Source organism: Microbulbifer sp. S227A (assembly GCF_049800935.1).
This window is the reverse complement of the sequence record NZ_JBNAFZ010000008.1, coordinates 156,216-177,161: the sequence shown is the minus strand read 5'-3', so window position 1 is coordinate 177,161 and position 20,946 is coordinate 156,216. Positions and strand designations below refer to the sequence as shown.

The following is a 20,946-nucleotide window of genomic DNA, read 5'->3' as shown; positions in this document are numbered from 1 at the left end:
TGATGAGCATCCTTGAAGTCAAAGGCGTGAACAAGCGTTTCGGCGGGTTGCAGGCGCTTGGCGATGTGAACCTGTCGGTGGCGGAAAACACCGTACACGCGATCATCGGTCCAAACGGCGCGGGCAAATCGACCCTGCTCAACTGCCTGGTGGGCAAGCTGATACCGGATACCGGCAGCGTGCTGTTCGATGGCCAGTCGGTACTGGGGCGGGCCCCATACGAAATCAACCAGATGGGCATTTCGCGGGTGTTCCAGACCCCCGAGATTTTCGGAGACCTGACGGTGATGGAAAACATGATGATCCCCTGCTTTGCCAAGCGGGACGGATCGTTTGAACTGAACGCCATCGCCTCGATCCCGTCGCAACGGGATGTGGTCGAGCGGGCCGAGGCGATGCTGGTGGACATGAACATGATCGACAAGCGTGACATGAACGCCGCCGCCATGTCGCGCGGTGACAAGCGGCGCCTGGAAATCGGCATGTGCCTGTCGCAGGAACCGCGCCTGCTGCTGCTGGACGAACCCACGGCGGGGATGGCGCGGGCGGACACCAACAACACCATCGACCTGCTCAAGCAGATCAAGGACGAGCGCGACATCACCATCGCCATCATTGAACACGACATGCATGTGGTGTTCTCGCTCGCCGACCGGATCACGGTTCTGGCGCAAGGCACCCCGCTTGTCGAGGACTCGCCCGAGAACATCCGGGGCAACCCCAAGGTCCGCGAAGCCTATCTTGGCGAGTCGGCGTAAGGAGACAGACAGATGAATGTCAAACCGGACTTTTCCAAGAACGCCAACATGGCCCAGACGGCACCGGCCTTTCTGTCGGTCTGGGACCTGCATGCCTATTACGGCGAAAGCTATATCGTGCAGGGCATCAGCTTTAACGTCCACGAGGGCGAGATCCTGGCGCTGCTGGGGCGCAACGGTGCGGGCAAGACCTCGACCCTGCGCTCGATTGCCCGGCTTGGAGACCCGCAGGTGCGCCACGGCGAGATCTGGCTGGATCACAAGCCGCTGCACCAGATGACCAGCTACGAAGCCGCCTCGGTCGGGCTGGGCCTCGTGCCGGAAGACCGCCGTATCATTGCCGGGCTGACCGTCGAAGAGAACCTGAAACTCGCCCAGATCGCACCGCCCATCGGCTGGTCGCTGGACCGTATCTATGACCTGTTCCCCCGCCTGGGCGAGCGGCGGACGCAAGAGGGTGTGACGCTCTCGGGTGGCGAGCAACAGATGCTGGCCATTGCCCGCGCGCTGGCGCGAGATATCAAGGTTTTGCTGCTGGACGAGCCTTACGAAGGCCTGGCCCCGGTGATCGTGGACGAGATCGAAAAGACGCTGATCCACATCAAGGAACAGGGCATGACAACCGTGATCGTTGAACAGAACGCGGTGCGTGCCCTCGAACTCGCCGACCGCGCGGTCATTCTGGACACTGGCGGCATCGTCTTTGACGGGGCTGCGGCGGAGGTTCTGGAAAACGAAGAGCTGCGCGCCGAATACCTGGCCATCTAGCATTGCAACCAGATGGCAACGCAACCGCCCGCCCTGAGTGGCGGGCCAGAGTTGTGAATTTTTCGTTAATTTTCAGTATAGTTAACTCCACGGATTAACCTTTTGGAAATCTCTGTGCCCTTAATGTGAACTCGGGTGAGGGCTTCACCAGTTTATAGGAGCGGTCAAATGAATATCTCCATTGCACTACCGGCAATGGCGCCACAGACAACCGGCCATCCGGCTTCGCTTCCCGCGGAACCGGTCGGACCTGAAAGCACGCAGAAAGTAACCCCCGCATCAGAAGACGCGGCATCGGGTGAAACCGGCCAACGCCAGGCCGGCAGCGACGCGCAGCAGGAAACCGCGCCGCCATCGGCGATGCAGCGCAAGATCATGGAAATTCTCGAACAGCAGGCGCAGGAATTGGATGAGGCGCAAGGCGACGAGACACCTTCGGAGTGAGCGTGGCGCATTCGGCATCACTTGACGCGTCGAAATCCATGATTTCAGGCGCGTTAGGTGTGTGTCAGAGCAAAAAACGCGCGGCGGCACATGATCACGCGCGCCCCGCACCATCAACGGCTGTGCGACCATACCGCCCTTCGGGCTGATCCCGGCGCGGGCCGGATCGCCCGATACATTTCACCCGCAACATTGGATTCCATCCAGCGCCTTGAAACCCCTGTTTTCAGGTGGCGACGGGAGAATTGGTGCCATTCCGAGACGGATTTGCACGGCTCTGCTCTTGCGGACGGCTGGCACACGCGGCGCGCGCCAATTGCCGGCGGATCAACCAAGTAGCCCCGCGGGGCCGCGTCAATTTCGCCAGGCCTATCCGTCAGCCTGGCCCCTGCACTCTCTTGCGCAGCTCGGTCTTGAGCACCTTGCCATAATTGTTCTTGGGCAGTTCATCGAGCGATACATAGGTTTTGGGCCGTTTGAAGCGGGCAATGTTGTCGATACACAATTGATCGAGTTCTTCGAACGGCGCGGTCCCAACCACAAAGGCCACGACGCTTTCGCCCCATTCCGGGTGCGGCTGGCCAACCACCGATACCTCGCGCACACCGGGATGGGTCAGGAGCACTTCCTCGACCTCGCGCGGATAGACGTTCGAGCCGCCGGTGATGATCATGTCCCGCGACCGGTCCTGCATGGTCACATAGCCATCCGCGTCCATGAACCCCATGTCCCCGGTCATCAGCCAGCCATCAACCAGCGTCTTGGCGCTCGCTTCGGGGTTTTGCCAGTAGCCGGGCATCACCACGTCGCCCGACACCATGATTTCGCCATGCTCTCCGGCGGGCAGCGGTGCGCCATGGGCATCCCCGATCCTGACCTCGACCGGGGATTGCGCCCGCCCCACGCTCGCCAGCCTCTCGCGCCAGCGGGGATGGGTGCGGTCCGTCACGTCGTGGCGCGACAGGGCCGTGATCCCCATCGGACATTCCCCCTGTCCATATATCTGGACAAATACCGGACCGAAGTGATCGACCGCTTCGATGATGTCGGCGTTGTACATGGGGCCACCCGCATAGACGATGCTGCGCAGCCCCTCGCCCGTTTCACCCGCCGCCCGCGCGGTTTCGGTCATGCGTTTGACCATTGTGGGGGCGGCAAACATGTGGACCCGCCCGAAATGCCGGGCAAGGTCGAGAATCTCGGGCGTGTCGAAACCGCCGGATACGGGGCAGACATGGCGCGCGCCCTTCAGCACGTGGATCAAGTTGTACAGGCCGGCACCATGGCTCATCGGAGCGGCGTAAATGGCCGTATCCTCGCGGCTTACCCGATCGACATCGACCGGGTAGGCCAGCGACACCGCGATCAACATGCGGTTGGTGATCATCACCCCCTTGGGCCGCCCGGTGGTGCCCGAAGTATAGAACAGCCAGGCCAGGTCATCGGCGGCACGCCCAAGCGGCGCGGCGATCGGTGAGGTGCCGAGCGCCTGCTCGTATCCGGCATCGCCAACAGTGACAATACGACAGCCCACCCGGGTCTCGCGCAGGGCATCGGCCAGGTCCGGTGTCGCAAACGCCAGCGCAGCACGGGAATCGTTCAGGATGAACGCCGCTTCCCGCCCGTGCAACTTGGCATTGATCGGCACCGCCACGGCGCCGGCATACCAGACGCCATACAGAACGACGAGGTAATCCGGGCAGTTCTTCATGAAGATCGCCACGTGATCGCCGGGGGAAATCCCCTCGTTCGCCAACCAGGCCGCGATCCGCGCGGCACGGTCGTGAAAGCCGCTGTAATCCGCGACCTGTGTCTTGCCCAGAAACAGCGCCGGGCGCTCGGGATGCGCCTGTGCCTGCCGAAACAACCAGTTTCCCAGATTCATGCTTGCCCCCATGCTCCAACCAAGCGGATGTAGCCAGATTCCACGCCGCCTGGCCACCATTCGTTTGCCCCGACCAGTTCCGCAAGACGCAACCACGACCGGCCATGGAAACACAGGCACTGGAAATCCTGGCAACAAGCCGCCATGTTGTGCAAAGCGAACGGCGCTTTTCACAGGCAAGACCTTGTCCTATAAGCGCCCTGACGAAAACCCGCGGGACAGACGGGCACAGCAGAACCGGTCGAGGACATCATGACAGACACCAAACACGAGTCGGACGTGGCATTCATCAGGGCGCTTGCCGAGTTGCTGCGCGACAACGACCTGACGGAAGTGCAGGTCAAACGCGATTATGGCGAAGATGACAGCCTGAATGTCCGCGTCAGCCGCGTGACCCCGGCGGCCCCGGCCATCGCCGCCGCCCCGCTGCCGGTTGCTGCGGCCCCCGCCCCGCTTGCCGCACCGGCCGCCGCTGCCGCCCCCGCGGGCGAAGCGGTCGAGGACCCGGCCAGCCATCCCGGCGCGGTCCTTTCACCGATGGTCGGCACCGTCTACATGCAGCCCGAACCCGACTCCGCCCCCTTTGTCACCGTGGGGGCCAGCATTTCCGAGGGCGATACCTTGCTGATTGTCGAGGCCATGAAGACCATGAACCACATCCCCGCCCCCAAATCGGGCACCGTCAAGCGTATCCTCGTCGAAGACGGGGCGGCAGTGGAATACGGCAGCCCGCTGGTCATCATCGAATAAGGCGGTCCCATGTTTGACAAGATCCTAATTGCCAACCGCGGGGAAATCGCTCTGCGCGTGGTGCGTGCGGCGCGCGAGATGGGCATTGCCTCGGTCGCGGTTCACTCCACCGCGGACAGCGATGCCATGCATGTGCGCATGGCTGATGAATCGATCTGCATCGGCCGTCCGCAAAGCGGCCAGAGCTATCTGTCCTTGCCCGCGATCATCTCGGCCTGCGAGATCACCGGGGCCCAGGCGATCCATCCCGGCTATGGTTTTCTCTCGGAAAACGCGAATTTCGTGCAGATCGTCGAAGATCATGGCCTCACCTTTATCGGCCCCACCGCCGAGCATATCCGCATCATGGGCGACAAGATCACCGCCAAGGATACCATGAAGGCGCTTGGTGTGCCTTGCGTGCCGGGCAGCGACGGCGGTGTTCCCGACCTTGCCGCCGCCAGGCGAATCGGTGATGAAATCGGCTATCCCGTGATCATCAAGGCCACCGCCGGCGGTGGCGGCAAAGGCATGAAAGTGGCCAACAGCGCCGCCGAAATGGAACGGGCCTTTCAGACCGCGCGCGCCGAAGGCAAGAGCAATTTCGGCAATGACGAAGTCTATATCGAGAAATACCTGACCACGCCGCGCCATATCGAGATCCAGGTCTTTGGCGACGGCAAGGGCAAGGCGGTGCATCTGGGGGAGCGGGACTGTTCCCTGCAACGGCGCCACCAGAAGGTTTTTGAAGAGGCACCCGGCCCCGCGATCACCGCCCAAGAGCGCGCGCGGATCGGCAAGGTCTGTGCCGATGCGGTTGCCAAGATCAACTATATCGGCGCGGGGACCATCGAGTTTCTCTATGAGAATGGCGAATTCTATTTCATCGAGATGAACACCCGGCTTCAGGTGGAACATCCGGTCACCGAAGGCATTTTCGGCGTCGACCTGGTGCGCGAGCAGATCAGGGTGGCCGCAGGGCTTCCCATGTCGTTCTCGCAGGACGATCTCGTCATCAACGGCCATGCGATCGAAGTGCGCATCAACGCCGAGAAACTGCCCAGCTTCTCGCCCTGCCCCGGCAAGATCACCCAGTATCACGCCCCCGGCGGCCTGGGGGTACGGATGGATTCGGCGCTCTATGACGGCTATTCAATTCCGCCCTACTATGACAGCCTGATCGGCAAGCTGATCGTGCATGGTCGCGACCGCCCCGAGGCCCTGGCCCGGCTGAACCGGGCATTGGGAGAGTTGATCGTCGACGGTGTGGACACCACGATTCCGCTGTTCCGTGCCTTGCTGGCCGAACCGGATATCCACAGCGGTGCCTATAACATTCACTGGCTGGAACACTGGTTGGAAACAAATCTGACCGAGGGATAAGGCAGGCGCAGACCGGTCGCCTTGATGACACGCGGATGACCCTGACACCCGAGATCCTGTTGCGCGGCTATACAATCGGGATATTCCCGATGGCCGAGCACCGCGATGATGCCGAGATTTTCTGGGTCGATCCCCGCCATCGCGGCATCATCCCTCTGGACGGGTTCCACATTTCACGATCCCTGCGCCGCCGCCTGTTGCGGTGCGGGTTTGAAATTCGGGTCGACACCGCCTTTGCAGAGGTGGTGGATGGCTGTGCCGACCGGGCGGAAACATGGATCAACGCCGAGATCCGCGAGCATTATATCGCGCTGTTTGATGCGGGATATGCGCATTCTCTCGAGATTTGGGATGGAGACGAGCTGGTCGGTGGGGTCTACGGCGTCGCGGTTGGCGCGGCGTTTTTTGGCGAAAGCATGTTTTCACGCCGCAGGGACGCGTCCAAGATCGCGCTGGCCTACCTGGTTGACCGCCTGCGGCTGGCGCGGTTTCAACTGTTCGACACGCAGTTTCTGACCGATCATCTGGCGTCGCTGGGCGCAATCGAGATTCCGCGCAAGGCCTACCATGACCGGTTGGACAAGGCGATTGGCCAGGCCGCCGATTTCCTGGCACCGCCCATTCCCGCCCCTCAGGACGTGATACAGCGCAATACCCAGACGTCGTAGCGGCTGTGATCCAGCGGGTTCAGGGCCGGAGAAGAGGCGATCATCCACCCCTGGAAGTCGATCTCGGAGTCACCGGCATCCCGGATGATGAGGAACGCAAACGCGTCCCCTGTCGGGTTTTCGGCGGGGTAACGGCAATCCGCGAGTTCCACGGTGAGACCGAATGCGTCCACCGCCGCCCCGGATTGCACGCTGAAATCGATGGTTTTCCCGTCCACCTTGTCTAGCGCACGAAGCACCGCACCCGCCGCCGAAACCGCGTTCTGGTGCTGTGCCGCAAGCGGCGATGCGGCAAGGGCGCAGAGCGCCAGCACGGCCAGTTTGCGGATCACTCGTCGTCTCCGCTTCCGGCGACAAACTTGACGAGCAGGGAAATCAGACTGACGGCCCCCTGGGTATCCTCGATCGAATCGCCCGCTTCGAGGTAGAAAGGCGAACCGCCCGGCATGATCTCGACGAAATTGCCGCCCAAGAGACCTTCGGATGAGACCACGACGGCGCTGTCATCCGGAACCGGGATCCCTTCGCGAACCGAGAATGTCGTATCCGCCCGATAAGTCTCAGGGTTCAAATCGACCTTGGTCACCGTGCCGATCTTGACCCCCGCCAGCCGCACATCGGTGCCCACGCTGACACCCTCGAGCGAGCGGAAGCTGGCATTCAGCTCATATCCTGTGCCCGCGCCGGAAAGCCCCGTAGCCTGACCGGCATACAAGGCAAAGGCGAGCGCCCCGGCAAGAACAGCACCGCCAACGGCGATTTCAGTTGTGTTATGCGACATGTCGCGCTCCGTTGATGTGACGGCCCTATTCCGGGGTCCACGCGTCATAGTCGCGCCGGGGTGCCGGTTCCGCCCGACGAAGCGATCCGGATGGCGCGTAGGCCAATGTGGTGCCAGTCAGGTTTTCTTGATGTGGTTTTTCCCAAGGTTTGTGCGCCAGCGGCCGGTCGGTAGGCGGTTCATTCCATGTGTGGTGCAGCCAACCGTGCCAATCCGGGCTAACCCGGCTTGCCTCGACTTCGCCATTGAAGATCACCCACCGTTTGCTGTCATCGCTGTTCCGATAGAACACATTACCCTGATCATCTTCGCCGACCCGAACGCCTTTGCGCCAGGTAAAGATCTGAGTGTTGAGTGTCTGCCCGTTCCACCAGGTCACGGCACGTAGCATTGAATTGAGGATACCCATGGAATTCTCCGTGAAGTCCCGTTTGGTATGCCGCATCCATCGAGAAAGGTCCAGATGCTCAGCGCGTAGTCCAGCATAAGGTCGCTTCTCCGGTGAAGCTCAATTGAACTGGTTGCAGCAGGATTCAGCCGACAAAGCCGCTTCGAAGCGGCTTTTCGGAAACGTCTTTAAAGACGTTTACACGCGAATTTCAATTCGCGTTGGCAAGCCCGTTCGAACGGGCTTGTTGCCATTGCAGGCCAAGCCCGTCACCTTGCAGTCACGAAGAAGCAGGAGCCCCCATGACCAAAACAAAAATCGGCATTATCGGCGGATCGGGAATTTATCAGATCGATGGGTTGCAAAATGCAGCATGGCATCAGGTCGATAGCCCATGGGGCTCGCCTTCCGACGCGATTTTGACTGGCGTTCTGGCAGGGGTCGACATGGTGTTCCTGCCTCGCCATGGGCGAGGCCACGTGCATTCTCCCAGCACGGTACCCTACCGGGCCAATATCGACGCCCTAAAGCGCCTGGGTGTTACCGACGTCATCAGCATCTCTGCCTGTGGTTCCTTCCGCGAGGAAATGGCTCCGGGTGATTTCGTGATCGTGGATCAATTCATCGACCGCACCATTGCCCGCGAGAAGTCTTTCTTCGGTTCTGGATGCGTGGGCCATGTTAGCCTCGCCCATCCGACTTGCCCTCGCCTGGGCGATGCCTGCGAAACCGCTGCGCGCGACACTGGCATCACGGTGCATCGCGGCGGCACCTACCTGGCCATGGAAGGACCGCAATTCTCCACATTGGCCGAATCACGCATGTACCGGGAAAGCTGGGGCTGCGATGTGATCGGTATGACAAACATGCCCGAGGCCAAGCTGGCCCGCGAAGCAGAGCTTTGCTATGCCTCCCTCGCCATGATCACAGATTATGACAGTTGGCATCCCGATCACGGAGAAGTCGACATCTCCGACATCATCGCCACTCTGACCGGCAATGCCGACAACGCCCGATCGCTGGTTCGCCGCCTGCCCGCCCTTGTCGGGGCCGAGCGCCAGCCCTGCCCCCACGGGTGCGACCGGGCGTTGGACCATGCGATTCTGACTGCCCCCGATGCACGTGACCCCGCATTGGTCGCGCGGCTGGACGCAGTGGCGGGCCGCGTTCTGAACCGCTGACCTCTGCGGCAGGCGCTGATTCGCCTAAGCAATTCTGAAACGGCGCTTGTCCGTGAGCAGGTTTTGAGGATCGATCAACTCTGACGCTCTGGACATCTTCGCCCCGGCGTGATGCCTTGCGCTGTCACGACTCGGAGAAGACCATGTCCTTTGATCTCTGGCTTGCCTTTGCCGCGGCCTCGACCGCCTTGTTGCTTATCCCCGGACCAACCGTGTTGTTGGTGCTGAGCTATGCGCTGTCCAAGGGGCGAAGCGTTGCAATTGCTTCGGCCAGCGGCGTTGCCCTGGGCGATCTGATTGCAATGACGGCCTCGCTCGCGGGCCTTGGGGCGCTGGTGGCGACCTCGGCAACGTTGTTCTCGATACTGAAATGGGTTGGAGCGGCCTATCTCGTGTATCTCGGCATCAAGCTGGTGCGCAGCGCACCATCGGAAGGGCTCGATACCATTGCAACCGAACGCAAAGTCACCCCCGGCAGCGTGTTCTTGCATGCTGCGGGCGTTACGGCGCTGAACCCGAAATCGATTGCCTTTTTCATCGCCTTCGTTCCGCAATTCATCCAGACCGGTGCGCCCATGCTGCCGCAATTCGCGATCCTCATCAGCACTTTTGTCGCGCTGGCCGCGATGAACGCGCTGGCCTATGCGCTGTTGGCGGACAAGCTGCGCAAAACCGTGCGCAAGCCAGGGGTGATCACCGCGTTGACGCGCGGCGGCGGTGTGACGCTGATCGGGATGGGCCTGTTCACCGCGTTGCTGCACCGTCCGACCTGAGCCAGCGGTTGCACCACATCGTGCAATAGGCCAAACGGTTGCCCAGCCACTGCAAACCGGAGCCGTCATGCCCAGGAACACCTCTGTCCGCGACTATATCCGCACGATCGTCGATTTCCCCAAAGAGGGAATCATGTTTCGCGACGTCACCACGCTCTTTGCCGACCCTCGCGGATTTCGCATGGCCATCGACCAGATGCTGCACCCCTATGCGGGCGAGCGGATTGACAAGGTTGTCGGCTTGGAAGCACGGGGGTTCATCCTTGGCGGTGCCATTGCCCATCAGCTCAGCGTCGGCTTCGTGCCCATCCGCAAGAAGGGCAAGCTGCCCGGCACCACGATCAGCCAAGATTACAAGCTGGAATACGGCGAGGCGATCGTTGAAATCCATGACGACGCCATCCGGTCCGGGGAAAAGATCCTGGTGGTCGATGACTTGCTTGCCACCGGAGGTACCGCGGCCGCCGGCATCAAGCTGATCGAGCGGCTGGGCGGAGAGATCGTCAGCTGCGCCTTTGTTGTCGATCTGCCCGACCTGGGTGGCCGAAAGGTACTGGAAGAGCTTGGCATGGATGTTCACGCGCTCTGCACCTTTGAGGGCGCGTGAACACGGATCATCACAACCTGTTGATTGGAAATCCCGAACCGCCCTTGCTTAGGCGCAAACCGGGCCGGGTCAAGGCGGATGGCATGGGAAAAACGCTGATCCGTTTGCAGCCAGGGCACGTAATCCTCGCGATGTCATTCACGGCATCGATCACAAACCGAGGATTTTGCCCATGTTCCGTACTACCGTTTTCTCGCTGACTTCTGCCATGCTGCTCGCCGGGACGGCGTTTGCCGACGGCCACGCCAAGGATATCGTGGACACCGCTGTCGGGGCCGACGACTTTACCACGCTGGTCGCCGCCGTCGAGGCCGCCGGGCTGGTTGAAACCTTGAAGGGCACCGGCCCGTTCACGGTTTTCGCGCCCACGGACGCAGCCTTTGCCGCCCTGCCCGAGGGCACCGTCGAAATGCTGCTCAAGCCCGAGAACAAGGATCAACTGGTTGCGATTCTCACCTATCACGTGGTAGCGGGCAAGGTCATGTCCAGCGATCTGGGCGACGACATGACCGCAACCACCGTTCAGGGCAGCGCCATCATGATCGACCTCGACAACGGCGTCATGGTCAACGATGCGACGGTTGTGTCCGCCGATATCGAGGCCGAGAATGGCGTCATCCACGTGATCGACAAAGTCATCATGCCCAAGTGACCCGGCGTGGCGGCAACAGATCGGCGACCCCAACCGGGTCGCCGGCTGTTGTCACGCCCGCAGCACCGCGCCCGGATTCATGATGCCCATCGGGTCCAGCGCCGCCTTGATGGCGCGCATGGCAGCGAGCTTGGCAGGATCGCCATAGCGTTCCAGATCCCCCACCTTGATCCGCCCGATCCCGTGTTCGGCGCTGATCGATCCATGGAACTCCGAGACCAGGTCATGCACCGCGCGCTTGACCTGGGGCGCTTGTTCGGCGAAATCCGCGCGGTTGGCACCCTTTGGCGGGAACACGTTGTAATGCAGGTTGCCGTCACCCACATGCCCAAAGCAGTTGATGCGGAAATCCCCGATCGCGGCAATCCGTTCCGCTCCGGTTTCGATAAAGCCGGGCAGCGCTCCCAGCGGGATCGAAACATCATGGCTCGACACCGAGCCGATCCTGCGGTTTGCCTCGGGGATCTGTTCGCGCAGGATCCAAAAGGCATCACGTTGGGATTCTGACTGGGCGATCAGCCCATCAACCACCAGCGCGCGCTCAAGCGCGGCCTCGAACAAGTGTGCAAGCTGCTCTTGCGGGTCAAGGTCGGCGACCAGGCCCAGATCGACCAACACGCACCATTCCGGCGGGGTGTCAAAGGGCTGGCGCACATCCGGCAAGGTCTCGGCCAGGAAATCGAAGCCGCGCCGGTGCAACAGTTCAAAGGCGCTGATCCCCTCTCCGACCCTGTCCCGCGCCAGCGACAATAGGTCGATCGCGGCGCGCGGCGAGGGCACAACGAAAATCGCGGTCCCGCTGCGTGCCGGGATCGGGGCCAGCTTGAGCGCCGCCGCAGTTATCACCCCCAGCGTGCCTTCGGACCCGATCAGCAGATTGCGTACATCATACCCGGTATTGTCCTTGCGCAGCCGGGTCAGCCCGTTCCAGACACGCCCGTCGGGCAGCACCGCTTCGAGCCCCAGACACAGATCGCGTGCATTGCCATAGCGCAACACATTGACGCCGCCCGCATTGGTGGCAAGGTTTCCGCCGATCCGTGCCGATCCTTCCGAGGCCAGCGACAACGGGAACAGGCGATCCGCCGCCAGCGCCGCCGCCTGGAGATCCGCCAGGATCGCGCCGGCCTCGGCGACGATGACATTCTCTTCGGGGTGAACCGCGCGTATGGCGCGCATCCGTTCCAGCGACAGGATCAGCGGTTTGGGGCCCTCGGTCATCACCTGCCCGCCGACAAGACCGGTGCCGCCGCCATAAGGCACAACCCCCACCCGCGCGGCATTGGCGGCCGCGAGCAGTACCGCGACCTCTTGCTTGTCATGCGGACAGGCGAGCACGCCGGCCCGCCCCTTGAGCCGCCCGCGCGGCTCTTCGAGATAGCGGGGTTCGATGTCGCGAAACACCGTGGGCGGCACCTTGCCATCCAGCGCGGCGACAAATTCGGCATCCGCCGGTTTCAACCCCATGCCAGGCCCCCACGCGCGACCGGCAGAGGATCAGTCATCGTCAGACAGGTAGGACGGCCGCAAGACAACAACCGTGGGCCGGTCCGGCAGGTCGCGCAGCGACAGTTCGATATGCGATGTGCCGGGGCGTTGGATTGCGAATTCATCTGCCATGCCACCCAGAAATGTGTCGAGGGTAAAGTTGCTGAACCAGTGCATCGGAATGACCACCGATGATTTGAGCCGCTTCAGGATACTGATCATCTCGGGGAGCGGCAACGTCATACCGCCATCCACCGGTGCCATGACCACGTCCAGCCGGCCAATGGCGGCGAATTGCGCGTCATTCGGAACGTGATGCAGATGACCCAGATGACCAATGCACAGCCCCGCCACCTCGAAAATGAAGATCGAGTTGCCGTTCTCTTCAACCCCGCTGAACTGCGAGCGGATGTCGGTGGAAACATTGCGAACCAGCATTTCGCCCAGGTCCAGATGATGCTCGATTCCTTCGCCAAACGGCCCCCAGCCGGGCAACACATGCGGGATCGCCGGATCGGGAAAGGCGGTCCAATGGGTTTCGTGCGCGTGGTTCATGGTGACCACGTCGGGGATCATCCGGGTCGCGCCGATAAAACCGGTGAAATCCGTCACCGCATTCAAGCCACCGGGGGTTTGCAGCAGGAAACTGGCATGGGCGACATAGGACAGCCGCACAGAGTATTCCGAGAGCGGCTCGCGCCACGCGGCCTTGTGCACATAGGCCAGACCGGGTGTGGCATCCGCGATGGCGATACAATGGCTTGGCCTGCGCTCCTGCGCCAGCAGGGGTGCCATACACAGAACCAGCAGCATCGACAATATGGCGCGCAGGATCAGCATCGACCGAAAGGATAGGCCAAGCGGAGAAAAAGTCAGCCCCCGTCGCAGGATTTTCGCCGCGGCCCCTATCCCGCGTCGGTGCGCCCGCGCCGGTCGCTGCGCAGCGAGGCATAGAGCACATGGGTGCGCCAGCGACCGTTGATCTGCAAATAGGATTGCGCCACGCCTTCGTATTTGAAGCCGGAATTCTCCAGCAACCCGCGCGAGGCGGCGTTTTCCGGCAGGCAGGCGGCTTCGATCCGGCTCAGGTCCAATTGCGAAAAGGCGTAGTGCACCACCGCTCCGATGGCCTCGCGCATGTAACCCTGGCGGGCAAAGGGTGCCCCGGTCCAGTAACCCAACGTGCCCGCCTGCGCCGGGCCGCGCCGGATATTGTCGAGCGTGATCGCGCCAACCAGCCTCTGGTCATCGCGGCGAAACAGGAACAGCGGCACCGCGGAACCGTTGCCGATGGATCGCTGCGCCCAGTACACCCGGTTGGTAAAGCCCTTGCGGCTCAGGTGGTCGGTTGCCCAGCTGGGTTCCCACGGAACCAGGAATTCGCGGCTGGCCGCGCGCATGTCCGCCCAGTCGCGGAAATCCGCATGCACCGGCGGGCGCAGGGTCAGCCGCTCGGTTTCCAGCTTGAGCTTGCGTTTGGCCAGCAGCATCAGAGCGTCATCAGGCGGCGCGCCTTCCCTGCAATTCGGCCAGGGTCGGGGCCGCATCGATCGGCCCGTATAGCGCCAGCGCAACACCCGCATGTGCGGCGATGGTCTCGGCAAATTCGCGCACATCCCCGGTCGAAACGGCGTCGATGCGGGCAACCGTATCATCCAGCGACGGAACCTCGTCCCAGATCTGGACCAGGCGCGCCAGCCGCTCGGCGCGGTTGGACGGGCTTTCCAGCCCCATCAGCATCCCGGCCTTCATCTGGGCGCGGGCACGGGCAACCTCTTGCGGGCTCATGTCCTCGGTGGCGCGTTTCATCTCGTCAAAGGTGATGTTGGCAAGTTCACCGATCTGTTCGGCGCTGGTTCCGGCATAAATCGTCGTCGTGCCGGTATCCGCATAGGCGCCGGTCTGGGCAAAGATGGTGTAACACAGGCCGCGCTTTTCGCGCACTTCCTGGAACAGCCGTGACGACATGCCGCCGCCCATCGCGCTGGAATAGATCTGCGCGGTATAGATGTCATCGTCGCGATAGCCGGGGCTTTCAAAGGCCAGCGCGAAATGCGCCTGCTCCAGTTCCTTGGAACGACGGGTTTCCCCACCGGTAAAGCGGGCGATTTCCGCCGCGAGCTGGGGCTTGGGATCGAGATGGCCAAACAGCTCTTCCGCCATGCGCACGATCTCGGCATGGTCGACCGCGCCGGCCGCCGACAGGATCATCTGGCCGGGCCCGTAATGCTCGGCCACGAAATCCGAGAGATCCGCACGCGAGAAGCTGCGCACCCGCTCGCTCGGCCCCAGTATCGTGCGCCCCAGCGGCTGATCGCGATAGCTGTCTTCCTGCAGCCAGTCAAAGATCACGTCATCGGGCGTATCATGGGCCTGGCCGATCTCTTGCAGGATCACTCCGCGCTCGACCTCGATTTCCCTGGGATCAAAGATCGGGTTGAGCACGATATCCGAGATCACATCCATCGCCAGCGGCACATCGCCCTGCAGGACGCGCGCATAATAGGCGGTTACTTCGCGGCTGGTATAGGCGTTGATATAGCCGCCCACATCCTCGATGGCCTCGGCAATCTGAACCGCCGTGCGCTTGCGCGTGCCCTTGAAGGCCATGTGTTCGAGGAAATGCGCGATGCCGTTCTGTTCGATCCGCTCATGGCGGCCACCGGCAGACACCCAGATGCCGATGGCGGCGGATTGCAGGCCGGGCATATGTTCGCTGACGATGCGAAACCCGTTGGCCAAAGTATGCTGTTCAACCGTCACTTGGCGATATGTCCCCTGATAAACTCTTTCATGGCCGCGAGATCATTGGCGATCCGCGTCACCCGTTCCGGCCTGTCATACAGATCGGACATGCGCGGGGGAAGAGGCGGATGAATGCCGCTGGCCTGCTCGACCGCAGCCGGGAATTTCGCCGGGTGCGCGGTGGCGAGCGTGATCATGGGCACCCCGGCGTCCCGCTGTTCATTGGCCACCTTGACGCCAACGGCGGAATGCGGGCACAGCAATTCGGTGCTTTGTGCCAGCGTCCCGGCAATGGTGGCCAGCGTTTCCTCTTCCGAGGCACGGCCGGATGCGAAATGCTCTTGCAGATAGCCAAGCGCGCCTTGCGAGATGTCAAAACCGCCCTGCCCCAGTTCGTCCATCAATTGCGACACCGCGCCGCCGTCGCGCCCATAGGCGTCAAACAGCACCCGTTCGAAATTGGAGCTGACCTGGATATCCATCGACGGGCTGATCGAAGGATGCGTCGGCCCCTTGTGATAGCCCTGCCCGCTCAGGCAACGATGCAGGATGTCGTTCTGGTTGGTCGCGACCACCAGTTGATCAATCGGCAACCCCATCTGCTTGGCGATATAGCCCGCGAAGATGTCGCCGAAATTGCCGGTCGGGACGGTAAAGCTCACCTTGCGATGCGGCGCCCCCAGGCTAACCGCCGCGCTGAAGTAATAGACCACCTGCGCCAGCACACGCGCCCAGTTGATCGAGTTCACACCGGCGAGTTTGACACCGTCGCGGAATTCGAAATCGTTGAACATGTCCTTGAGCGCGGCCTGGCAATCGTCAAAGTCGCCATCCACCGCCAGCGCGTGGACATTTGCGTCGGAGGGCGTGGTCATCTGGCGGCGCTGCACCTCGCTGACGCGGCCATGCGGAAACAGGATGAACACGTCGACATTGGACAACCCCTTGAACGCCTCGATCGCCGCAGAGCCGGTGTCGCCGCTGGTGGCGCCGACAATCGTCACCCGGTCGCCCCGCCGCGCCAGCGCCGCCTGGAACAACTGGCCGATCAGTTGCATGGCGAAATCCTTGAACGCCAGGGTCGGGCCGTGGAACAGTTCCAGCAGGAAATGGTTCGGGGACAGCTGCACCAGCGGCGCGCGGGCGGCATGACCGAAACCGGCATAGGCCCGTTCGATGATATCGCGAAACTCGTCATCGGTGAACGTGTCGCCAATAAAGGGCCGCATGACGCGGAACGCGGTTTCCTCATAGCTCAGCCCGGCCAGCGCCGCGATGTCATCGCGGCTCATCCGTGGCACATCCGATGGCACGTACAGCCCGCCATCGCGGGCCAGACCGGACAGCATCGCCTCTTCAAAGCTCAGTTCGGGCGCGCCAGCGCGCGTGGATACGTATTTCATTGGCCTCGGCTCTCGGGTTTTGCGCGGGTGCGCCACAGGAAATATGCGGTCATCGCAGCCCAGATCAGGGCCAGTGAAAACCAGGTGATTGCGTACTGCAAGTGATCGTTGGGCACCCCGGCGGAATCAACCGGCAACGGCGTGATACCGGGATCGGTTGGCGACCGTGCGATCAGCAGAACGGGTTCGGTGCCCAGGGCCTCGGCCATGCGCGGCACGTCTCGGGCGAACCAGGTGTTGCCAGCCACATCCGGCTCGGGCGTATAGCGGTCGATCTCGTCCGGCCAGTGCAGGTTGCCGGTGACCGTCATCGGGCCAATCCGGCGCGCGCGGTCCTTGTCCTCGGTGGCGACAAAACCGCGATCCAGCAGGATCATCCGCCCCGCCTCGGTCTTGAATGGCGCAATGATGCGGTAGCCGGGGCCCACATGCTTGACGGAAACAAGCACATGCAGTTCTGCCGCGCCCAGGCTTCCCGTGACGCCGACCGGCATGTACTTGTCGCTCTCGGCGGTCGGCGAGGCCGGCAGCGGCAGCGGATCGGCGGAGATGCGGCTGTCGATCTCGGCCAGAACGCCCCGCTTCCAGTCGAGCCGCTGCATCTGCCAGGTGCCGAGCGCAACCAGGATGGCGCATCCGGCGACACCAAAGAACAGCAGAAAGACAGTTCGAGCCATTGTCGGCACTACCCCGAAAAGAAAGATGGCGCGCGGTAAGCCCGCGCGCCATGCTTGATACGATCTGTCAGCGGAGATTCAACCGCAATCGACCTAGCCGAGATGCGAGGTACCCCAGATGTAGACCACGAAGAACAGGAACAGCCAGACCACGTCGACAAAGTGCCAGTACCAGGCCGCCGCTTCAAAGCCCACATGCTGCTTGGGCGTGAAATCCCCGCGCTTGGCGCGCACGAGACAGACAAACAGGAAGATGGTGCCGATGATCACGTGAAAGCCGTGAAAACCCGTCGCCATGAAGAAGTTGGAATAAAAGATGTCCTCGCCGAACTTCCAGCCTTCGTGCAGCAGGTGGATGTATTCATAGGCCTGCAAGCCGGTAAAGGCGACGCCCAGAACCACGGTCAATGCCAGCCCGGCAATCAGGTCCTTGCGGATGTTGCCATGCACCAGCGCGTGGTGTGCCCAGGTCACGGTGCAACCCGACAGCAGCAGGACGACGGTGTTGATCAGCGGCAGGTTGAACGGATCGACCGGGTAAATGACCGGGATCACGTATTCGCTGCCCTGATAGTCGCTCATCGAATAGATCAGGTGCTTGAACACCGACCAGAACCACGCGGCAAAGAACATCACCTCGGACATGATGAACAGGATAAAGCCATAGCGCAGGCCGATCTGGACAACCGGTGTGTGGTCGCCCACATGGCTTTCATGCACCACCTCGGCCCACCAGCCATACATGGTGTAAAGGACACCGGCCAGGCCGATCCAGAACAGGTAGGGCGTGACCGCGTGCATCCACAGAACGGCACCGAACAGCATGGCAAACCCGAACAGGGACCCAAGCAGCGGCCAGATGGACGGGGGCAGGATGTGGTAATCGTGGTTCTTTGCGTGTGCCATTGAGTGTCCCTTACCTTGCGGCGTTAGTTCGTGGTGTTATTGCCTGCCCCGGTATCAAGGGCGGCAAAGCCCTCTGGCAGGTCGATTTCGTAGAATGTGTATGACAACGTGATCGAATGCACGTGTTTTGCATCGCGATCGGTGACGATTTCGGGATCGACAAAGAAAGTCACCGGCATCTGGACCCGCTCGCCCGGTTCCAGCACCTGTTCGGTGAAACAGAAACATTCGATCTTGTTGAAAAAGCCGCCCGCCTCGTAGGGAAAGACGTTGTAGCTGGCCTGACCCGCAACCGGGCGATCGGTCGGATTGTAGGCTTCGTAAAAGGCCAGGCCGGTTTCGCCGATGCGGATTTCCATTTCGCGCTCGACCGGCTTGAAGGTCCAGGGCATGTCCCGTTCAAGCGAGGCATCGAACTTGATCTTGATGGTTTGTTCGAGCACGTCGCCGGACTCGGTGCTGGCAATGCCAGTGGTTCCGCCAAATCCGGTGACACGGCAGAACCAGTCGTAAAACGGCACTGACGCCCAGGCCAGCGCCCCCATGGTCACAACCACGGCGACCAGCTGCACAACCGTCTTGCCCAGCCCCGAAAGCGCCATCAGTTCAGCTCCCCGGTTGCGGTGACGGCTTCGAAATCGCCGCGCGTGACCTTGACCACCGTCAGACCAAAGACAATCACGACAAAGGCCACCAGGGCCAGGCCAACGCCCAGGTTGCGGCCAAACCGCCGGCTGTGGATCTCGTGGGTGCTGCGAATGCCCATTACCAGCCTCCCAGACCGTAGGGGCGCAGCAGCGCCTCGGCGAGGATCGCACCGAAATGAACGAAGAGATACAGCAGGGACAGGCGGAAGAACCTGCGCTCGGCGGCAAAATTGTCGGACTCGGAGTCGGTCTCGTCGCGCCGCCAGATGCGTATGGCCCCGAGCAGGAACATCACGTTCACCACCAACGACACCGCCAGATAGATCGGACCACCAATGGCGGTAAAGGCCGCGCCAATCGCCAGCACCGCCAGCAGAACGGTATAGACCAGGATATGCAGTCGCGTGGCCGGGCGGCCATGGGTCACGGTGAGCATCGGCACCCCCGCATCGTCATAGTCGCTGCGCATGAACAGGGCGAGCGCCCAGAAATGCGGCGGGGTCCACATGAAGATGATCGCGAACATCAGCCACGGCTCGACCGACATCGTCCCGGTCGCGGCCAGCCATCCGACAACCGGCGGGAATGCGCCCGCGGCACCGCCGATGACGATATTCTGCGGCGTCGACCGTTTGAGCCACATGGAATAGACAACGACATAGAAGAAGATGGTAAAGGCAAGCATCGCGCCCGCCATCAGGTTCGTCGCCAGCGCCAGCATCGTGACCGACAGCACCGACAGCGCCAGGCCGATCGCCATGGCATCGGACGCGGCAACCTTGCCCGACGGGATCGGCCGGTTGCGGGTGCGGCGCATCACGCGGTCGATATCCTCGTCCCACCACATGTTCAGCGCACCGGAGGCCCCGCCCCCGAGCGCAATGAACAGGATGGCGCAAAACCCGATCACCGGGTGCACCGGAACCGGCGCAGCCACCAGCCCGACAAAGGCCGTGAACACCACAAGCGTCATCACGCGCGGCTTGAGCAGCGCGAAGAAATCGCCAAAGCCCGCTTCGTCGTCGCGGATGGCGCTGTTGATGCTGACGTCGCTCATCGCTGGCTCCTTGCCGTAGCTAGCGGGCGGGTCGCCCCGCCCTTCACGTTCAGTTCGAGGCCAGCTTCAGGCTGCGCGGCGCTTCGGCATATTCCTCGATGGCGCCGGTCAGCCACTCTTCATAGGCTTCTTCGCTGACGACCTTGACGGTGATCGGCATATAGGCGTGGTCCTTGCCGCACAGCTCGGAACACTGGCCGAAATAGATGCCTTCCTTTTCCGCCGCGAACCACAGTTCTGCCAGACGACCGGGAACCGCGTCCTGCTTGACGCCAAAGGCGGGGATGGTCCACGAGTGAATCACGTCGGCGGCAGTGACCTGCATCACGACCGTCTTGCCGATCGGCACGACAACCGCGGTGTCGGTGGCCAGCAGGTACTCGTCTTCCCCGTAACCGTAGTCCGCCAGCTCTTCTTTCTCCAGCTTGAAGCTCTCGAAGCCGAATTCGTGATCGACATATTCATAGCCCCAGTACCACTGGTAGCCAGTGACCTTGATGGTGATGTCCGCCTCGGGGATTTCCTGTTGCTTGAACAGAACCGGCAGGCTGAAGGCACCGATGAAGATCAGGATCACGATCGGCACCACCGTCCAGGCAACCTCGAGCGGCGAATTGTGGGTGAACTTGGCCGGGGTCGGGTTGGAACGGCTGTTAAACCGAACGATCGCATAGATCAGCAGCGCCGTCACAAACAGGCAGATCACCGTGATGATGACCAGGATCAACCAGTCCAGCGACTGCTGGTCACGGGCCAGTTCCGAAGCGGCAGGTTGGAAACCCATCGCACCATCGACCGGCGCACCGACGATCTCGAGGCCGTCCTGCGCCATCGCGGGGAGGACCGATAGGGAGGTGAAAAGCCCTGCGAGCGTAAAAGCGTTCTTCATGTTCTATCCTGATCGGTTGATCGTTTCGTGGGGGCCGCCACTGGCATGATTCACCAAACGCACCTGCCCCGTTGTATTTGCTGCCTGTAGAAATCATATTCCGCGCAGCAGATAAAC

25 protein-coding genes are annotated in these 20,946 nt (G+C 61.9%); 10 read left to right on the top strand and 15 right to left on the bottom strand.

Features of this window, described 5'->3' with window-relative positions:
* Window positions 1-2 precede the first annotated feature (2 nt).
* The 3 genes from ACP15R_RS18885 to ACP15R_RS18875 all read left to right on the top strand — a co-directional run bounded on the left by ACP15R_RS18885 (window position 3) and on the right by ACP15R_RS18875 (window position 1,970).
* Window positions 3-758, top strand: coding sequence for an ABC transporter ATP-binding protein (locus ACP15R_RS18885; protein ID WP_424987781.1), 756 nt, complete (start codon window positions 3-5; stop codon window positions 756-758).
* A gap of 12 nt (window positions 759-770) precedes the next feature.
* A complete protein-coding gene (locus ACP15R_RS18880) occupies window positions 771-1,526 on the top strand; it encodes an ABC transporter ATP-binding protein (protein ID WP_424987780.1) in 756 nt (251 codons plus the stop codon).
* A 168-nt stretch (window positions 1,527-1,694) separates the two neighbouring features.
* Window positions 1,695-1,970, top strand: a complete 276-nt coding sequence (locus tag ACP15R_RS18875) for a hypothetical protein (RefSeq protein WP_424987779.1) — start codon at window positions 1,695-1,697, stop codon at window positions 1,968-1,970.
* Between the two features lie 376 nt (window positions 1,971-2,346).
* Here the strand turns inward: ACP15R_RS18875 and ACP15R_RS18870 are convergent, their stop codons facing one another.
* Window positions 2,347-3,855 carry an AMP-binding protein gene (locus tag ACP15R_RS18870; RefSeq protein ID WP_424987777.1) on the bottom strand — a complete coding sequence of 503 codons (1,509 nt, stop codon included), beginning with the start codon at window positions 3,853-3,855 and terminating at the stop codon, window positions 2,347-2,349.
* Window positions 3,856-4,107: 252 nt separating this feature from the next.
* Between ACP15R_RS18870 and accB the strand changes: the two genes are divergently transcribed.
* The 3 genes from accB to aat are packed head-to-tail and all read left to right on the top strand — an operon-like array spanning window position 4,108 to window position 6,635.
* On the top strand, window positions 4,108-4,605 hold the full coding sequence (gene accB / locus ACP15R_RS18865; RefSeq protein WP_424987776.1) for an acetyl-CoA carboxylase biotin carboxyl carrier protein: 498 nt from the start codon (window positions 4,108-4,110) through the stop codon (window positions 4,603-4,605).
* 9 nt (window positions 4,606-4,614) lie between these two features.
* On the top strand, window positions 4,615-5,967 hold the full coding sequence (gene accC / locus ACP15R_RS18860; protein WP_424987775.1) for an acetyl-CoA carboxylase biotin carboxylase subunit: 1,353 nt from the start codon (window positions 4,615-4,617) through the stop codon (window positions 5,965-5,967).
* Between the two features lie 35 nt (window positions 5,968-6,002).
* Window positions 6,003-6,635, top strand: coding sequence for a leucyl/phenylalanyl-tRNA--protein transferase (aat, locus tag ACP15R_RS18855; protein ID WP_424987773.1), 633 nt, complete (start codon window positions 6,003-6,005; stop codon window positions 6,633-6,635).
* Here aat and ACP15R_RS18850 read toward each other — a convergent pair.
* From ACP15R_RS18850 to ACP15R_RS18840, 3 genes are read right to left on the bottom strand one after another with little or no spacing between them, the layout of a single operon-like run.
* The gene (locus ACP15R_RS18850; protein ID WP_424987772.1) at window positions 6,599-6,967 is read right to left on the bottom strand and encodes a DUF2155 domain-containing protein; all 369 of its coding nucleotides are present in this window, start codon (window positions 6,965-6,967) and stop codon (window positions 6,599-6,601) included. The two genes, aat and ACP15R_RS18850, sit on opposite strands and share 37 nt — an antisense overlap.
* The gene (gene mlaD, locus ACP15R_RS18845; protein ID WP_424987771.1) at window positions 6,964-7,416 is read right to left on the bottom strand and encodes an outer membrane lipid asymmetry maintenance protein MlaD; all 453 of its coding nucleotides are present in this window, start codon (window positions 7,414-7,416) and stop codon (window positions 6,964-6,966) included. Before mlaD ends, ACP15R_RS18850 begins: the two co-directional genes overlap by 4 nt.
* 25 nt (window positions 7,417-7,441) lie before the next feature.
* On the bottom strand, window positions 7,442-7,825 hold the full coding sequence (locus ACP15R_RS18840) for an NADH:ubiquinone oxidoreductase subunit NDUFA12 (RefSeq protein WP_424987770.1): 384 nt from the start codon (window positions 7,823-7,825) through the stop codon (window positions 7,442-7,444).
* A 281-nt stretch (window positions 7,826-8,106) separates the two neighbouring features.
* Here ACP15R_RS18840 and ACP15R_RS18835 point away from each other — a divergent pair, with 281 nt between their 5' ends.
* From ACP15R_RS18835 to ACP15R_RS18820, 4 genes are all read left to right on the top strand, one after another.
* Window positions 8,107-8,985: an S-methyl-5'-thioadenosine phosphorylase gene (locus ACP15R_RS18835; protein WP_424987769.1), complete on the top strand. Its 879-nt coding sequence runs from the start codon at window positions 8,107-8,109 to the stop codon at window positions 8,983-8,985.
* Window positions 8,986-9,128: 143 nt separating this feature from the next.
* On the top strand, window positions 9,129-9,758 hold the full coding sequence (locus ACP15R_RS18830; protein WP_424987768.1) for a LysE family translocator: 630 nt from the start codon (window positions 9,129-9,131) through the stop codon (window positions 9,756-9,758).
* 67 nt (window positions 9,759-9,825) lie between these two features.
* Entirely contained in the window at window positions 9,826-10,365 is a 540-nt protein-coding gene (locus ACP15R_RS18825; RefSeq protein WP_424987767.1) for an adenine phosphoribosyltransferase, read from the top strand.
* A 172-nt stretch (window positions 10,366-10,537) separates the two neighbouring features.
* Complete coding sequence (locus tag ACP15R_RS18820; RefSeq protein ID WP_424987766.1) at window positions 10,538-11,017, top strand: fasciclin domain-containing protein; 480 nt, start codon at window positions 10,538-10,540, stop codon at window positions 11,015-11,017.
* A gap of 51 nt (window positions 11,018-11,068) precedes the next feature.
* Here ACP15R_RS18820 and ACP15R_RS18815 read toward each other — a convergent pair whose 3' ends face one another.
* The 11 genes from ACP15R_RS18815 to coxB all read right to left on the bottom strand — a co-directional run bounded on the left by ACP15R_RS18815 (window position 11,069) and on the right by coxB (window position 20,829).
* The gene (locus ACP15R_RS18815) at window positions 11,069-12,484 is read right to left on the bottom strand and encodes an FAD-binding oxidoreductase (protein ID WP_424987765.1); all 1,416 of its coding nucleotides are present in this window, start codon (window positions 12,482-12,484) and stop codon (window positions 11,069-11,071) included.
* Between the two features lie 30 nt (window positions 12,485-12,514).
* Window positions 12,515-13,345, bottom strand: a complete 831-nt coding sequence (locus ACP15R_RS18810) for an MBL fold metallo-hydrolase (protein ID WP_424987764.1) — start codon at window positions 13,343-13,345, stop codon at window positions 12,515-12,517.
* A gap of 65 nt (window positions 13,346-13,410) precedes the next feature.
* Complete coding sequence (locus tag ACP15R_RS18805) at window positions 13,411-13,995, bottom strand: GNAT family N-acetyltransferase (protein WP_424987763.1); 585 nt, start codon at window positions 13,993-13,995, stop codon at window positions 13,411-13,413.
* Between the two features lie 10 nt (window positions 13,996-14,005).
* Window positions 14,006-15,268: a M16 family metallopeptidase gene (locus tag ACP15R_RS18800; protein WP_424987762.1), complete on the bottom strand. Its 1,263-nt coding sequence runs from the start codon at window positions 15,266-15,268 to the stop codon at window positions 14,006-14,008.
* Window positions 15,265-16,653 (bottom strand): threonine synthase, encoded by a 1,389-nt coding sequence (gene thrC / locus ACP15R_RS18795; protein ID WP_424987761.1) that lies wholly within the window; start codon window positions 16,651-16,653, stop codon window positions 15,265-15,267. Before thrC ends, ACP15R_RS18800 begins: the two co-directional genes overlap by 4 nt.
* Window positions 16,650-17,330, bottom strand: a complete 681-nt coding sequence (locus ACP15R_RS18790; RefSeq protein ID WP_424987760.1) for an SURF1 family protein — start codon at window positions 17,328-17,330, stop codon at window positions 16,650-16,652. The genes thrC and ACP15R_RS18790 overlap by 4 nt, the downstream gene beginning before the upstream one ends.
* A 93-nt stretch (window positions 17,331-17,423) precedes the next feature.
* Complete coding sequence (locus ACP15R_RS18785) at window positions 17,424-18,236, bottom strand: cytochrome c oxidase subunit 3 (protein ID WP_424987759.1); 813 nt, start codon at window positions 18,234-18,236, stop codon at window positions 17,424-17,426.
* Between the two features lie 23 nt (window positions 18,237-18,259).
* Window positions 18,260-18,838: a cytochrome c oxidase assembly protein gene (locus ACP15R_RS18780; RefSeq protein WP_424987758.1), complete on the bottom strand. Its 579-nt coding sequence runs from the start codon at window positions 18,836-18,838 to the stop codon at window positions 18,260-18,262.
* On the bottom strand, window positions 18,838-19,002 hold the full coding sequence (locus ACP15R_RS18775) for a hypothetical protein (protein WP_424987757.1): 165 nt from the start codon (window positions 19,000-19,002) through the stop codon (window positions 18,838-18,840). The genes ACP15R_RS18780 and ACP15R_RS18775 overlap by 1 nt, the downstream gene beginning before the upstream one ends.
* Window positions 19,002-19,940, bottom strand: a complete 939-nt coding sequence (gene cyoE / locus ACP15R_RS18770) for a heme o synthase (RefSeq protein WP_424987756.1) — start codon at window positions 19,938-19,940, stop codon at window positions 19,002-19,004. The genes ACP15R_RS18775 and cyoE overlap by 1 nt, the downstream gene beginning before the upstream one ends.
* Window positions 19,941-19,989: 49 nt before the next feature.
* Window positions 19,990-20,829, bottom strand: coding sequence for a cytochrome c oxidase subunit II (coxB, locus tag ACP15R_RS18765; protein ID WP_424987755.1), 840 nt, complete (start codon window positions 20,827-20,829; stop codon window positions 19,990-19,992).
* Between the last annotated feature and the right edge of the window lie 117 nt (window positions 20,830-20,946).